A 2,667-nucleotide genomic window follows, 5' to 3' on the forward strand; every position below is an offset into this window, starting at 1 on the left:
GCTCGGTGTCACCGCGGCGGCCGCGTCGGCGGCGCGCGGCGCTGCAAGCGTCCGCGTCTTCGATCGAGACCCCCTGCGGCAGAGGTTGTCCCACGCATTCGGCGCGGTCGACGACGACGGTGCACCCACGGACATCGCCGTCGATTTCACCGGCGCGGCGCCGGCTGTGCAGTCCGCTCTCGGGCGGCTCGATACCGGTGGGCGGCTTGTCCTCGCCGGGACGGTCACTCCAGGCCCGCCGATCTCGCTGGACCCAGAGCGTGTTGTGCGGAACTGGCTCACCATCACGGGCGTACACAACTACGAGCCGCGGCACCTCGCCCAGGCGGTGGCGTTCCTCAACGCGACGAGCGAGCTGTACCCGTGGGCCGAGTTGGTCGACACCCCTGTGGCTCTCGCCGATCTGACGCGCGTGCTCGCGCCGACTCCGCTCGGGATATTGCGTTCCTCGGTCGCCCCGCAGTCGAGCTGACAACACCACTCTCACCGCCGCCCCCCGGCAGACAGTCGATTTATCGGCCTGGACGCCCGCGTCTTTCCGCACGCTCTGGCCATTCGCGCGGTCTGGGCGCTCTGGGTGATCGCGGTCCCTGCTATCGATTCCGCCGTGAAGAGCGAGAATCCCACTGTCGCCGGCGACCGATTGGCCGTTACGGAGACGGTGTCGTTCGTGCCTGCCGCCGAATGGAACATCGACACCGGCTTTCGGGTGGGTGGACGTGGCGCCATCGATTCGGTTCCCGAGGTCGGGTTGACGCGCAGCAGCGTCAACTTCGCCGTTGCCGCCGACTCCTTCGACGGCACCCCCGACGAGCTGTTGACACAGATCGATGCGGTCGGGTCCGCGACCAACGGCAGCTCGTTCCTCGCAATTTCGGGTGCTCGCCAGACCATCGTCACCGACGGGGGCCTGACCGGCGTGCAAGTTTCGTTCAACACGCGCAACCCAGGGCTTCGGCGCCCACCAGACCGACGGGCTCCTCGGATCGATCGCGACCCGCACTTTTTCAGACATCGTCTCGCACCCGCTGTTCACCGCACTGTTCTGCGCCGGGTTGATCTACCTCATCGGTACTCCGGCTCAGCCCAGGCGCGTCGGCCGCGGCCTTGTTTTGATCCTCGTCCCGATTCTCGTGCAAGAGAATCGCATTTCCTGAGAGACGTGCTCGCCCCGGAGGTCGAATCCGGCGTCCTCACCGACGACGAAGTCACCGCCGCGGGTGGATGGCGTCAGACGCGGCAGTATGTGAAGGCGAGCAAAGACCGCGCAGAGCGCAACGACGGCGACATGTGGTCCGGGCAGCGCTCGATCCTTGCGCCGACCTGGCCACAAGCAAGGGCCTCGACAGTGAGGAGGTCGTGAATTCGCGGGTCGAGATCGCGCGGCTACGCGGGGGTGCAGTAGAGACCGCGACTGTCGGCTGACCCACCTGGGCCTACTGACCACCAAACACCGAATGTGACGGCGCCCGATGCAGATCGGGGGCCGCCACACTTTGGGCTTTTCCGATGCGCGAAGATCGTGCCGCACGCGTCGGATATTCGGTCACCTATGTGGGGTTACTTGACCTTCGGGTCGTTGGCCGCAGCGATTTCGACCTCGGCGGTGGCCTGGATGAGTGCCAGCAGGTCCTTGTCGAGACCTGGGGAGAACTCTTCGCGACGTTCCGGTGCGATGGTCATCGGGAAGCCCTCGGGCATGATCGCCGTCGACAGCTCTGTGCCGTCATTCGACGGGGAGGCCCCGCGGTACAGCTTGGCCGCCTGACTCTGATCGTCGGCGCTGAAGGTGTACTGCACACTCTGCAACCCCTGATCGATCAGCTTCTTGACCTCGGGGAACCGTTCGGCGTTGGTCTTCGGGATGGGCAGCACCGAACCCCAGTTCACGCCCAGGCTCTCCAACGCCTTGGCGAATGCGTTCTCGTGGGCCTGATCGCGGACGATCAGGTACGAGATGGTCGAGCGGGCCGTTTTGTTGTCGGTCATTTCGTAGATCCGGCACTTCTGCAGGCGGCCAGTGGATTCCAGCATCAGGTTGTACAGCAGGTCCAGCACCAGGTTGCCACTGTTGTAGACATACGAACCCGACCACGGGTTTCCTGCCGCATCCACCGGCAACGCTCCCTGTGCGCCGACGAGGTAGTGGTGAATGTTGCTGGTGTCGAGCGCGATCTTGAGCGGCGTTGCGCCCTTCTCGCCAGGCTTGTCGACGGGGTCAGTTTTCTTACCGTTGTATTCGGGCGAACCATCCAGCAGCCGTGAGATGGTCGTGCCGATCAGTTCGACGTGGCTGATTTCCTCGGTGCCGACTCCCTGAAGCAAGTCCTTGTAAGGCTTCGACGCCGGGTCGCCGCGGAAGTTCATCGACTGGAACAGGTACTGCATCATGGTGCGCATCTCGCCGAATTGTCCGCCCAAACCTTCTTGCAGCGCGTTCGCGGCAGCGGGATCGGGCTCGTCGACTGCAATTTCGTTGATCAACTGCTCTGTATGTAGGTACACGGTTCTCCTCGAAGTCTGATTGATCGCGCACGCGCGGGCGCGCAAAAGTTCGATGCCTCGATCGCGATTTGCTGAACTACGAAACTGCTTCGTGACCGCAACGGCTCATGGTTGATACCCGAGCCCCGACGAGACAAGCACAACTCACCCGCGAGGTATGAG

3 protein-coding genes are annotated in these 2,667 nt (G+C 64.0%); 2 read left to right on the forward strand and 1 reads right to left on the reverse strand.

All coding sequences use genetic code 11. The features are described from left to right. A partial coding sequence (locus WBQ44_RS23715) for a zinc-binding dehydrogenase (RefSeq protein ID WP_495569102.1) occupies positions 1 to 472 on the forward strand: 472 nt, incomplete at its 5' end. Positions 473 to 607: 135 nt separating this feature from the next. Further along, entirely contained in the window at positions 608 to 1,363 is a 756-nt protein-coding gene (locus tag WBQ44_RS23720; RefSeq protein ID WP_495569103.1) for a hypothetical protein, read from the forward strand. 197 nt (positions 1,364 to 1,560) lie between these two features. Here WBQ44_RS23720 and WBQ44_RS23725 read toward each other — a convergent pair whose 3' ends face one another. Further along, the gene (locus tag WBQ44_RS23725) at positions 1,561 to 2,505 is read right to left on the reverse strand and encodes a manganese catalase family protein (RefSeq protein WP_495569104.1); all 945 of its coding nucleotides are present in this window, start codon (positions 2,503 to 2,505) and stop codon (positions 1,561 to 1,563) included. Positions 2,506 to 2,667: the final 162 nt, after the last annotated feature.

Source organism: Rhodococcus sp. (in: high G+C Gram-positive bacteria) (assembly GCF_049591685.1).
GTDB lineage: Bacteria > Actinomycetota > Actinomycetes > Mycobacteriales > Mycobacteriaceae > Rhodococcoides.